General features: G+C 43.5%; 10 protein-coding genes. 3 read left to right on the top strand and 7 right to left on the bottom strand.

The genetic code is table 11. The features are described from left to right. Positions 1–45 precede the first annotated feature (45 nt). Complete coding sequence (gene leuS, locus DFR58_RS16430; protein ID WP_114298947.1) at positions 46–2,490, top strand: leucine--tRNA ligase; 2,445 nt, start codon at positions 46–48, stop codon at positions 2,488–2,490. A 56-nt stretch (positions 2,491–2,546) separates the two neighbouring features. Here leuS and spoVT read toward each other — a convergent pair whose 3' ends face one another. Beyond that, positions 2,547–3,101: a stage V sporulation protein T gene (gene spoVT / locus DFR58_RS16425; protein WP_114298946.1), complete on the bottom strand. Its 555-nt coding sequence runs from the start codon at positions 3,099–3,101 to the stop codon at positions 2,547–2,549. A gap of 276 nt (positions 3,102–3,377) precedes the next feature. Continuing rightward, positions 3,378–4,193 (bottom strand): rhomboid family intramembrane serine protease, encoded by an 816-nt coding sequence (locus tag DFR58_RS16420; RefSeq protein WP_114298945.1) that lies wholly within the window; start codon positions 4,191–4,193, stop codon positions 3,378–3,380. Between the two features lie 277 nt (positions 4,194–4,470). Between DFR58_RS16420 and DFR58_RS16415 the strand changes: the two genes are divergently transcribed. Both DFR58_RS16415 and DFR58_RS16410 read left to right on the top strand, forming a co-directional pair. Next, positions 4,471–4,956, top strand: coding sequence for an RNA polymerase sigma factor (locus DFR58_RS16415; protein WP_114298944.1), 486 nt, complete (start codon positions 4,471–4,473; stop codon positions 4,954–4,956). After that, positions 4,949–5,749, top strand: a complete 801-nt coding sequence (locus tag DFR58_RS16410; RefSeq protein ID WP_114298943.1) for a DUF4179 domain-containing protein — start codon at positions 4,949–4,951, stop codon at positions 5,747–5,749. The genes DFR58_RS16415 and DFR58_RS16410 overlap by 8 nt, the downstream gene beginning before the upstream one ends. 183 nt (positions 5,750–5,932) lie before the next feature. Here DFR58_RS16410 and DFR58_RS16405 read toward each other — a convergent pair whose 3' ends face one another. Genes DFR58_RS16405 through DFR58_RS16385 form a run of 5 tightly spaced genes read right to left on the bottom strand, consistent with a single transcriptional unit; the run spans position 5,933 to position 11,586 of the window. Then, positions 5,933–6,733: a flavodoxin family protein gene (locus DFR58_RS16405; protein ID WP_114298942.1), complete on the bottom strand. Its 801-nt coding sequence runs from the start codon at positions 6,731–6,733 to the stop codon at positions 5,933–5,935. Between the two features lie 60 nt (positions 6,734–6,793). Further along, on the bottom strand, positions 6,794–8,023 hold the full coding sequence (locus DFR58_RS16400) for a phenylacetate--CoA ligase family protein (RefSeq protein WP_114298941.1): 1,230 nt from the start codon (positions 8,021–8,023) through the stop codon (positions 6,794–6,796). Next, a complete protein-coding gene (locus DFR58_RS16395; RefSeq protein WP_207659258.1) occupies positions 8,013–8,600 on the bottom strand; it encodes an indolepyruvate oxidoreductase subunit beta in 588 nt (195 codons plus the stop codon). The genes DFR58_RS16400 and DFR58_RS16395 overlap by 11 nt, the downstream gene beginning before the upstream one ends. Beyond that, on the bottom strand, positions 8,597–10,384 hold the full coding sequence (gene iorA, locus DFR58_RS16390) for an indolepyruvate ferredoxin oxidoreductase subunit alpha (protein ID WP_114298940.1): 1,788 nt from the start codon (positions 10,382–10,384) through the stop codon (positions 8,597–8,599). The genes DFR58_RS16395 and iorA overlap by 4 nt, the downstream gene beginning before the upstream one ends. A gap of 11 nt (positions 10,385–10,395) precedes the next feature. Further along, a complete protein-coding gene (locus DFR58_RS16385; RefSeq protein WP_170138194.1) occupies positions 10,396–11,586 on the bottom strand; it encodes an MFS transporter in 1,191 nt (396 codons plus the stop codon). Positions 11,587–12,001 lie beyond the last annotated feature (415 nt).

The raw sequence follows: 12,001 nt of genomic DNA, 5'->3' as shown, positions 1-12,001 counted from the left end.
GTAAATCGGAAATAATTGTTTATAAATTAAAAAAGGAGTGATTATATGCCATACTCAACAGATATTGATAAAAAATGGCAGGAAAAATGGGAACAGACGGGATTATATAAATTTAACAGGGAAAATGCAGATAAAAAATTGTATTGCCTTGAAATGTTCTCCTATCCCTCGGGTGCCAACCTGCATGTAGGGCACTGGTATAATTATGGGCCGAGTGATTCCTGGGCACGGATGAAAAGGATGCAGGGCTACGAGGTATTTCAGCCTATGGGCTTTGATGCCTTCGGTCTCCCCGCCGAAAACTATGCCATAAAGACAGGAATTCATCCTCAGGACTCCACTCTGAAAAACATAGAAACCATGGAAAGACAGCTAAGTGAAATGGGCGCAACCTTTGACTGGGATTATGAGCTGAAAACCTGCACTCCCGATTATTATAAGTGGACTCAGTGGCTGTTTCTCAAGCTCTATGAATCAGGGCTTGCCTACAGAAAAAATGCTCCTGTAAACTGGTGCCCCAAATGCAAAACCGTTCTGGCAAATGAGCAGGTTGTAGAGGGCTCCTGCGAAAGATGCTCCACCGAGGTCACAAAGAGAGATTTGACACAGTGGTTCTTTAAAATAACGGCGTATGCCGAGGAATTGATAGAGAAGCTTAACGGTCTGGATTGGCCTGAAAAAACCAAAAAGATACAGATTAACTGGATTGGGAAATCAGAAGGTGCCGAGATCGAGTTTAAGCTTGCCGATTGTGATATATCCTTTAAAGTATTCACTACAAGAGCAGATACTCTTTATGGGGTAACCTATGTGGTGCTGGCACCTGAAAACCCCATTGTAGACGTGATTACCACTCCCGAGTGCAAGAAGGCCGTTGAGGAATATAAGGAAATGGCAAAAAAGCAGACCGAGATTGAAAGGATGTCTACCGTAAGGGAGAAGACAGGAGTATTTACAGGCTGCTATGCGGTACACCCCATAACGGGAGATAAGGTTCCCGTATGGGTAGCGGACTACGTTCTGGCAGGGTATGGAACGGGCTGTGTAATGGCTGTTCCCGCCCATGACGAAAGAGATTTTGAATTTGCACAGAAATATCAGCTCCCCATAAAGCGGGTTATAAAGGCGCAGAAAGGTGCCGATGGCCAGCTCCCCTTTATTGAATACGGTGTTTTGGTAGACAGTGCCGAATTTTCCGGCAGTCTTTCTCAGGATGCAAAAATCGGCATAGTAAGGAAGCTGGAAGAGAATCAAAAAGGGTCTTTAAAAATAAACTACAGGCTGAGGGATTGGCTGGTGTCAAGGCAAAGATACTGGGGTGCTCCCATTCCCGTCATACACTGCGAGCACTGCGGCATAGTTCCCGTACCTGAGAGCGATTTGCCTGTTATGCTTCCATACAACGTTGAATTTACTCCCGACGGAGAATCTCCTTTGAAAAAAAGCTCCGAGTTTATGGATGTTGTATGCCCAAAATGCGGCAAACCTTCCCATAGGGACCCTGATACCCTTGACACCTTTGTTTGCTCCTCATGGTACTATCTCAGGTATCCCGATAATAAAAACAGCGAAAAGGCATTTGACACCGACTGGATAAATAAAATGCTCCCTGTAGACAAGTATATAGGAGGGCCTGAGCATGCTGCCATGCATCTTTTATACGCCAGATTCATAACAAAAGCGCTTCGTGACTTGGGTTATCTGAAATTTGACGAGCCATTCACCTCTCTTGTACATCAGGGTATAATTTTAGGGCCTGACGGAAACAGAATGAGCAAATCCAGAGGAAACATAATTTCTCCCGACAGCTATGTCAGAAAGCACGGCTCGGATATATTCCGTCTCTATCTTATGTTCGGGTTTGCATATACCGATGGAGGCCCGTGGAATGATGACGGGATAAAAGCCATTTCAAGGTTTGCCTCAAGAATTGAAAGGCTTGTAGAAGGCCTTAGTGAGGTTAAAAAAGGGAGGAGCACAAATGAAACGGGCAAGGATGAAAAGGAGCTTAATTATGCCAGGCACTTTGCCATCAGGGGTGTAAGCGAGGACGCTGAAAAATTCCAGTTTAACACCTCTATATCCAGACTTATGGAGCTGGTTAATACCTTGTATAAATACGAAGCAGAGACCGAGGTAAAAAACATAGAACTGTATGAGGAAACCATAGCTGATCTTCTCAGACTGCTTGCACCGTTTGCCCCGCACTTTTCAGAGGAAATGTGGGAAATGCTGGGCTATGAGTATTCCATATTCAATCAGGCATGGCCCAAGTGGGATAAAAACGCACTGGTAAAAGACACCGTTGAAATAGCGGTTCAAATAAACGGGGTTGTGAGAAGCAGACTTAGCATACCGTCAGGTGCGGATGATGCTGAAGTTACAGAAATAGCCTTTTGTGACAGCATAGTGAAGTCATATACCGAAGGCAAGGATATAAAAAAGGTTATTGTTGTAAAGAACAGGCTTGTTAACATAGTTGCAAAGTAAAATAATAAAAAAGCTGCGCACAAATTACTTTAGTGCCGCAGCTTTTTTTATTATTTTTACTGCTCCATTTGCTTTCCAAGAAAGCCTGCCGCTGTTTGAGCAAGCTTAGTCTCAACCTCACCCATTCTTGCATTGGGATCTGTTGACAAGAACATAACAGCACCTATAGGATCTCCTTCAGATATTATAGGAGATACAACCTGTGATGAATATTTTCTGTCTCCGTTTTCATCGGCTATTATGGATATCACTTTTTCATCAGGAGATTTAACTACCAGCGTGGTTTTTTCTTCTATTATTTTCTCAAGATCCTGACTTAAGTGCTTTTCAAGAAACTCCTTTTTTGTAGTTCCCGATACGGCTATTATTGTATCCCTGTCGGCAATGCATATAATATGTCCGCTGTTTTTATGCAAGGAATCGGCATACTGCGAAGCAAAATCGCCTAGCTCTCCGATAGGTGAGTATTTCTTTAAAATCACTTCACCTTCTTTATCAGTAAATATTTCGAGAGGATCTCCTTCCCTGATTCTGAGCGTCCTCCTAATCTCCTTGGGGATTACTACTCTCCCTAAATCGTCTATTCTCCTAACTATTCCGGTCGCCTTCAATTACTGTTACCTCCTTAATAATAAATTGTTATGCTGTGAACTGTACAGTCCCAAGCCAGTGATTTAAGAACCCGTCTGTCCCCTAAATAGAATGTTTCCTAAATCTTTATTTATTGGCTTTAAGTTCTTTAACCTTAGTATTAATTTTTTGCCTGAGTTTTATACATAATGTGTTATAAACTAGTACCCTGTAACAGAATTCATATCTGGCGATCGGGTCACTTTCTTGCGGTAAACAGCATAAGTCCTTAGCTTTTATTTTTGAAGGCATTTTTATTATTTATTGTCAGAGCCTTTTTTAATATGCTCATGATCCCTTAAATGAACCATGCAGTATTCATAATCTCCCTCGCAATCCATGCAATACCTGAATTCCATATCCTTGTCATCCTTTTCGGTTATCCCGCATATCACGCATTTATGAAAATATTTCTTTTCAGCACTTGCAACCTTTGCAGAAAAGGAGCTCCTGTGCAAATACGCCCTTCCGTTATTTTTAAGACCCAAAACTATATCCTTTCCAAAAAACAGTATAAAATTAAGCACTGCCGCAGCTATCGCCAGCTTTGTGCCAAGACCTCCCGCTACAAAGGACAGCCCCAAAAACAGGGCGTTAAACCAGGCAAGATACTTTACTTTTATAGGAAGTATAAAAAACAGAAGGATCTGATAATTGGGGTATATATACGCAAAGGCAAGGAATAATGACAAATTCAGATAAAATGCAGAAGTCCCTCCCCCTGATATAAACGCAGACAATATAGTCCCCAATACTCCTATGAGATAATATATGTTGAATTTGAAGCTTCCCCATGCCTGCTCCAGACCCGTACCCACAAGGTAGTAAAAGTACAACGTAAACAGTATCCATAAAACAGACGTCTGTGGAGGCACAAAAATAAACGTTAAAAGCCTCCACACCTCCCCCCTCAAAACCATCCCGGGATAAAGCATCAGCTTACCCGTAAGAGTTCCCGTTGGGTCGACATACATTAGCAGGTATACAGCAAGATTCAGTGATACGATATACAGCATCAAGCCCTTGATTGCAAATTTACCGAACTTTCTTTCCATTTTGTCTAAAAGTTTCATAGCTTTATATCCTTTCAAAATATAGCTTAACAATATTGCAAAACTATTTTTTTTTGATTATATCACAAATATCAATAATTAAGTTACAGCTTTTTGCAGCGGCACAGAAGTACAGACTGTAATGCACAACATAGGCCAAGTATACCAAATGGCATTATATATGTGAATAAGAAATGCACATTTGATAAAATAGAAATAGCGGCTCTCGATATATTTTTACAAGCTGTGAAAAATTTTAACCATTACAATCGTATTATATATGAAAGGAGTTGAATTGATGTATTTATTAGGTACCGATGAATACATAAAGCGTGTTGTAAAGCAATACAGCCAGCTTTTGCTGCGTATTGCGTTTTTAAGACTAAGATCCACCGCTGATGCCGAAGACGCGGTTCAGGAAGTATTTCTGCGGCTAATGACCAAACGCCCTCGGTTTCGCAATGATGATCATGAAAAAGCATGGCTGATTCGCACAGTTATCAATTTATCTTGTGATATGCTAAAGTCGTCAGCCAGAAAAAATGTCCCTCTGGACGAAGGTCTTACATTGCCTCAGGATGAATACTGTCAGCTTCTTTCAGCTGTGCAGTCATTACCGGAAAAGTATGTTACCGTGGTCCATTTATACTATTATGAGGATTATTCCATAAAGGAAATTGCAAAAATTCTTGAACTGCCTGCGGCAACGGTCGGCACCCGCCTGTCACGTGCCAGAGTGCTGTTAAAGCCAATTCTGGAGAGAGAGGAGTTACTATATGAATAAAGACAAATACAAAGCCGCTGTCGATTCGGTAAAATTCAGGGAAAGCTTCGAACAGGATACTATTGAGCTTATGCGTCGTGCCGCAGAATACAAAACACAAAAAAAGGAGAATGATAAAATGAAAACTCGTAAAATAATAAAAGTATCTGTTATTACCGCTGCGCTTATTGCAGCGCTTACAGGGACAGCATTTGCGCTGTCGGCATTATTATCGCCCCCGGAGGTGGCTTTGAAAGCTGGAAACAATGCACTGGCAAGTGCCTTCGAATCTAAAGATTCAATAACAATTAACCAGTCCAGAAAGGCCGGGGACTATACTATTACGCTGAATGGCATAGTCAGCGGCAAGGGACTCACAGAATATGACAAAGAGGCGGAAGCAGACAAAAGCTATATTGTTGCATCAATTGCCCATACTGACGAGAGTAAAATAAACGAGGCAGGAGAAACAGGCATTTCGTTCTCTCCTCTGATATCAGGCTACAAGCCGTGGCAGGTGAATGCATGGACTCTAGGCGGAGGTTATTCGTCATTTATACATGACGGCGTAAACTATTACATTTTTGAATGCAAGAATCTTGAAATATTCGCTGACCGTACAGTTTACCTTGCAGCCTACGAGGGCACGGCTCCCAGCGCAGATATTTTCACTATAAGCCAAAACGGCGATATCTCTTTTGCAGAGGGCTTCACCAAGCCACACGCAATGTTCACTCTTCCGCTCGACCCCCAAAAGGCAGATCCCGGTGCGGCAAGCAAGCTGCTTGAGTCCACCGGCATTATAACAGACTAAACAGCACCTGGGAAAAATGCCCTGACTTAAAGCTATATAGGACGCGATAAAGATTTTACAAACATAGAGGATATAATTGCTTACAGGCCAAAAAAATTTCTTCCATCAAGTTATATCCTCCATGTAAAATCTTTATCGCTACATATATAAATAATAGTATAAAAAGGACTTAATCTGTTATGGTTAGTCCTTTTTATACGTAACCGTCATCTTTCTTCCGGCAAATTTACCGATTATATAGAAAAGCTGCCCAAAAAGCTTTTTGTATAGGGGAACATGGACAGAGCTGTCATATACACTGTTTTTTCTGTGGTCCTCCGCCCAATGAACGCCATCCTGAGTTTCAAATTCCGACCCTTTTGCATATGAAATGGACATGCCCCTGAAAAGATTATAAGGGATAAGAAGCAAGCAGGAAGGGCTGTGCAGCTTCCCTGACAAAACATCCTTGCAAAACCTGCCGGTAACATTGCTCAGCCTTAATCCGGTTTTTTCGTTTATTTTATAATCATTCCAGCTATAAGAGGCGGTACTGAACAAATAACACCGATTAAAGCCTATTGATTTCAAAAATGACGAAATCCCTTTAGCAGCCTGTCCTCCCCCCACACCCCCTGTAGTGGTAATAATAAGCGCCTTGCTCTTAAAAAAATGGGGACGGTGCGTCATAAAGCATAGATGATCAAATAAATTTTTCAATACTGACGTCTCCCGCATGAAATAAGTAGTGGAAGCAATAATTATTCCATCCGCACGCTCCATGGACGTTATTATTTCTATTATTTTTACGCTGTGCGGACATTTTTCATGCCCCAGGCGAAAACAGGCGCTGCACCCACAGCAAAACGGCAGGCCTTCTTTGATTAAATGAATTTCATCGAATGTTGCCGAGCTATCCACTCTCCGTATATTGTCCTTGGCAGCCACAACCAGCTTCCAGGTATTCCCCTTACGAGGACTGCCATTAATAATCAAGTACTTCATTTGCCGCAGACCTTTCTTTTATTATATTTTAAGTAAAGCATCTTTTGCTCATCGGTCCCGTTAATACCTGTTGTCAAACACGCGCGTTGACTTCTTTTCACTGCGAGGCAGCTCTCCCATACCGACAGCCTTTGCCTTGGGAATAATCCCGATCCTGTCCTTAAACTCATGCTCGACGGTCTTTACAAGCTTTTCGGATGCATCGCCTATTTCAAGAGACGTTTCAAAAAACAATGTCAGAATGTCCTTGCCGTTTAAGTGGTCAATCATTATTTGATACTCACTGCTGACACCGTCTATTGTCGCAAGAAGCTCATCCACTCTGCTTGGGTAAATAATAGCTCCTCTAACCTTTACCATATCATCGGAACGCCCAATCAGAGTATCAATCCTTGGATAGTCAAGCCCACACTGGCATGTGCCGGGAATAAATCTTGTCAGGTCATGCGTACGGTATCGGATAAGCGGTGCGCCTTCCTTGCACAGTGTTGTAATTACAAGCTCACCAATTTCGCCGTCGGGCAAAATCTCACCTGTCTTTGGGTTAATAATCTCAAAATAAAGATAGTCGGTCCATATGTGCATACCGCACTCATATTTACAGCTCATGCCTATACCTGGACCATAGATTTCAGTCAGTCCGTAAATGTCATAAAGCTCAACTCCAAGCTCCCCTGCAATGCGCCGGCGCATTTTTTCTCCCCAGCGCTCCGAGCCTATCACACCCTTTTTCAGATGAATTTTATCGCCAACTCCGCGCTTTGCAATTTCTTCAGCAAGAAGAAGTGCATATGAGGAGGTTGCGCAAAGCACGGTGGACTTCATATCCATCATCATCTGAATTTGCTTGTCGGTATTACCCGGTCCCATAGGAATGCACATTGCCCCCAGCAGCTCCGCACCTGTTTGAAATCCTATTCCTGCCGTCCATAATCCATAGCCCGGCGTGATGTGTATGCGATCTAAATTTGTGATTTGAGCGGTTTCATAACAGCGCTTAAACATAATCGCCCAGTCGTCAACATCCTTTTTTGTATAGGGAATGATTACAGGAGTACCTGTAGTGCCTGATGAAGAGTGAATACGGACAATCTTATCATCGGGAACAGCCTGAAGCCCAAGAGGGTAAGCACGCCGTAAATCCTCCTTGTCTGTGAATGGAAGCTTTTTGAAATCCTCCTCAGAATTGATATCGTTTATATCTATTCCTGAAAAATGATCTCTGTAGAACTCACTCTTGACTGCGTTTTTCATAGACTGCTTAATCTTTTCCAATATTTCACACTTCATTATACATTCTCCTTCCAATTTCAAATGAAGCAATATTCATTTCCCAAAAATGCTGCGGCAGCATTTCCTTTATGGCGCGTTTCAGCTCCTCCGCGCCAAACGGCAGTATTCCGCTCTGCACTGCCGTCCCCAAAAGTGCTACATTCAACGCTTTTGCATTACCGCATTGCGCTAAAAGCTTCTCCCCGCTTACAGGTACAAGCCTTGCCGCATAAGTCTTAAGGTAATCCAACATAACAGACGCCTGATAGGTGTCACCGATAAGCGAGCTTGTAACAGGCTTAACCGCAGTATCACATACTATAAGCACCCCATCGTCGGCAAGATACGGCAATATCCGCACTGCCTCAGCAGGCTCAAATGCTATTGCCGCGTGAACTCCTTTAAGCGGTATCAATGGTGAATAAATGCTTCTGCCGATGCGTATATGACTTACCACACAGCCCCCGCGCTGCGCCATACCGATTGTCTCTGTTGTGCGGACATTAAGACCCTTATTCATTGCCGCAGCCGCAATAAGCTTTGAGGCAAGTACCGTTCCCTGTCCGCCAACACCCGCTATCATACAATTAATCATAACCCTTCACCTCGCATGGCCCCTATCCCACATACATTTGCACATACACCGCAGCCGGTGCAAAGGATCGGGTTGATTTTTGCCTTTCCCATGTCAATTTCTATTGCCGGACATCCGAGCTTATTGATGCAAACCTTGCAGCCGCTGCATTTCAAATTGTCAACAGAATACCTGCCCTTACCCTTAGAAACAGCAATGCAGGGTGCTTCAAATATAATAACGCGCACGCCCTTTTCTTTTATAACAGAAGCTACCGCCTCTTTTGCTTGTTTTAAGTCAAATGGGTTTACACGGATAATTTTTGAAACGTTAAGTGCTGCTACAACGTTATAAATGCTGATTTTATCGGAAATGCTGCCCATCATAGTCCTTCCCAAACCCGGATGCGGCTGGTTGCCTGTCATGGCCGTTGTAGAGTTGTCAAGCACGGCTACTATTATGTCTGATTGATTGTAAACAGCATTTATAATGCCCGGTATTCCCGTGTGAAAAAACGTTGAATCTCCCACAAAGGCAAAATTTATTCTGTCCGGCTCCACCCTGTTAAGCCCTTGCGCGACGGTAATACCTCCGCCCATGCACAAGCAGGTATCGACCATATCAAGCGGCATCGCGTTACCCAGCGTATAGCAGCCGATATCGCCGGAAAAAACAGCGTTTAAGCCCTTTGTCGCCTCCTTTACCGCAAAGAAGGAGGCTCTGTGCGGACAGCCGGCGCAAAGCACCGGCGGGCGTACGGGAAGCGGGGGCAGCTCCGGGGCAGGCATGTCCTGAACATCCTCGCCGAGGAAGGCCCTGATTGCCGAAGATACGCTGTCAACGGTATTCTCCCCGGCATTTTTAATATGTCCTGTACGCTTACCCTTTATCTCAACTTTTATGTTGTTTAGCCCGCAAAGAGCTATCAGCTCATCCTCAATTACAGGGTCCAGCTCCTCGACAACAAGCACCTCGTCAAGCCCGTGGAGAAATTCCAACGCCAGCTTTTGCGGAAAAGGCATTGCGGAAACCTTTAAAAGCTTGCAGCCGGCGGGAGAATCCCCAATCGCCTCGCAGGTGTATGCATAGCTGACGCCTCCTGTTGCTATGCCTCTGCTGCCGCTGCCGATGAGGATGTTGTTTTGGTACTGCGAAAAATCATCACTCATGGCCTTGAGATTATCCTCAATTTTAATATGGTTGGCATAGGCAAGCCTTGGGAAAATCACCCACCTGCTGTCCTTGACAAACCCTTCAGGTGTTTTTCTGGGGATGCCTTCAAGCATCTCAACATCGGCACAGCTATGACAGACACGCGTAGTAGGGCGGAACAACACAGGTGCGCCATACTTCTCCGAATAGTCAAACGCGTCGGCAATCATTGTATATGCCTCTTCGGGGGTAGACGGGTCAAACACCGCGAGCTTTGCAAACTTGCCAAAGTGACGTGTGTCCTGCTCTGTTTGAGATGAAATCGGCCCGGGATCATCGGCTACAACAATAACCATGCCTCCCTTTACCCCCACATAATTAAGGCTCATAAGAGGATCAGACGCTACATTAAGGCCCACCTGCTTCATAGTAACCATGACTCGAGCACCGGCGTATGCACCTCCCGCCGCCACTTCAAGAGCAACCTTCTCATTGACCGACCACTCCACATAAATACTGCCGTCATTATGCTTCGCCACAGTTTCCAGCACTTCTGTAGACGGCGTCCCGGGGTAGCCTGTTACAATACTTACGCCCGCCCGCATTGCACCTAAAGCAATGGCTTCATTCCCCATTAGTAGTTTTTTAGACATGCCAGCATCTCCTATTGTTTTTTATTTGACCGCATAAGCAGGATAACCAATATCGCTCCAACCACAGCGAAAGAAGCTAAGATGATAAATTTTGCCGTAACGTCCCCTACATGATTTAAAATCATAGGGAATACAAGCGCAGATATTGCAAAGCCCACCATTACCGCCCCATAATTTGAACCGACGTTTTTAATACCGAAATAGTCCGCTGTGATAACGGGATAAATGCCGGAATATCCTCCGTAACAAAATGCAATAACTACAATTGTCGCAATAAATATAAACCCTTGTACAAAGCACAAAAGCAGAGCGCAAAGCCCGGTGGCAACAATAATGGAAAGAGCGGCCTTTTCACGTCCTATTTTATCCGATAAAAATGGCACTCCCAAACGCCCCAGAGCATTTGCGACACCTGTCAGCATAACAACCACCGTCCCCATTGCCGGGTCAAGTCCCCTTTCAATGGCAAACGTCTTAAATGATGGGTTAAGAATAAAAAATGCGGCAGTTGCCAGCATAAGCGAAAGGGTTATAAAGTAAAACTCCTTTGTTTTTAATATTTCTGTCACCGTATATTGCCTTTTTGAAAGCAGCGCCGTGGAAGCCGCATTGCCGGTTACGCTCTCATCGGGCATTTTAATAAAGCTAAACAGTGCTAATACGACGATAAAGAATCCGACAGAAAGTATTAAAAACGTATTTTGCAGACCGTATTGCTTAATAAGCGTTTCAATCAGAGGAGCAAATACTACCGTTGAAAACCCAAATGCGCATACGCTGATACCTGTTGCAAAGCCCCGGTTTTTCGGAAACCATTTTTGAGCTGCCGATATGACGGTGATATACCCAACACCTACCCCAAAGCCCCCGATAATGCCATACGTAACGTAAACCAACCATGCGTAAGCCTGAGGTATGAATGCTGTGGCAAACATGCCCGCCGAAAGCAGCAGCCCGCCTAAAAGAACAGACCTTGTAGAGCCTATTTTTACTTGCAGATTCCCTCCAATCAATATTCCCACCACAAAAAAGCTCAGCATGTAGGAAGTCGTCAGCTTAACACTGGAGACATCCCATCCATAAAACTGGCTTACCGGCATTACAAAAACGCTCCATACATATACAATACCTAAAAACAACTGCAGCACCGATCCGGCAATTAACACCTTTAGCCCCTGTTTATTTTGCGCAATTCCGGGCATCAAAAACTCCTCCTCTTTACAAATAATAATTTTTACAAATAAAAACACCCGCCCAATAGACACTAATGCCAAGGACGAGTGTAATAGACCCGTTATACCACCTGTGAGCGCATAGCGCATTTTTATCTCCACGTCAACGGTTTAATTAGACAATATTTATTTCGCTAATACTATAACATATTATTGAAATAAAGTAAATGTATTTTTTTTCAAATTAGGCCGAAACCGCTTTTATTTTGCATATTGACAAAACAGGTTTATTGCTATAAACTTATACCAAGGTCTATTCCCGTCTTTAGACTTTAACACCATAATTTTTTAGGAGAAACCAGCATACAAAACTCAGGAAATCGGCGCAAATACGCGCTTTTTTTATTCCAAAAACACTTGAAAAAATAATATTTTTAGTGTATAA

Source organism: Anaerobacterium chartisolvens (genome assembly GCF_003337415.1).
In the GTDB taxonomy this organism is placed as follows: Bacteria; Bacillota; Clostridia; order Acetivibrionales; family DSM-27016; genus Anaerobacterium; species Anaerobacterium chartisolvens.
The sequence above is the reverse complement of the archived record's forward strand: the minus strand, read 5'-3'. Positions and strand labels throughout refer to the sequence as shown.